The organism is Sideroxyarcus sp. TK5, assembly GCF_054601595.1.
Genome location: NZ_BAAHSJ010000037.1, coordinates 1 through 603 on the forward strand (window position 1 = coordinate 1; position 603 = coordinate 603).

A 603-nucleotide genomic window follows, 5' to 3' on the forward strand; every position below is an offset into this window, starting at 1 on the left:
CGCGCAACAGGCTGGGAGCGAAATCCTGGGGATCGACACCGACGATGCGCGCCTTGCGTGCTATTTTTCTAACTGCCACAAAGCTCCCTTTCTCTTACGCAGAACCAATTCATTTAATTGCACACGATTCGTCGCTCGCGATTCTGAATTTATCTAGCAATAGCGCCTGCAATGCCATTTACATGCAGGCACATAATCGTTTCACCACTCAATCAGGAGTTATCAACAATTATCGTTGTACTTCCGTTGGCTTTAACAGAAGCGATACCTGAGTCTCGGGCAGAGGTAGATGAATACATTTGGCTTACGCCGATGATTTGCCCATTGGCCGCCTTCAATACAAAGTAAGGCTCGCTTTTAATCGATGTCCTCTTTTCATATCTTGCGTCAATTGGACTGTTGGTTTGTACTGATGTGATACCACCTTGGGCAGCTAGTTTGGTCTGGTAGATCTCACTACTCAGTATCGTTTCATGATTGTCAGCTTTGAGCACAAAATGGAATTGTGAAGTTCCTGATTTGTTCAATACAAAATATCCAGACATGGGTTCTCCCTAGGCGTTAGTTTGTTTATTTGAAATCCATACTACTTATCAGGTTTTG

At 43.9% G+C, this 603-nt stretch carries 1 protein-coding gene; it reads right to left on the reverse strand.

The features are described 5' to 3' along the window. Positions 1-212: 212 nt before the first annotated feature. Positions 213-545, reverse strand: a complete 333-nt coding sequence (locus ACYPYQ_RS13580) for a YegP family protein (protein WP_459724451.1) — start codon at positions 543-545, stop codon at positions 213-215. Between the last annotated feature and the right edge of the window lie 58 nt (positions 546-603).

Bases quoted from the DNA above. Each gene is read 5' to 3' on its own strand.
- ACYPYQ_RS13580 (WP_459724451.1), bottom strand. From the start codon at position 545: ATGTCTGGATATTTTGTATTGAACAAATCAGGAACTTCACAATTCCAT.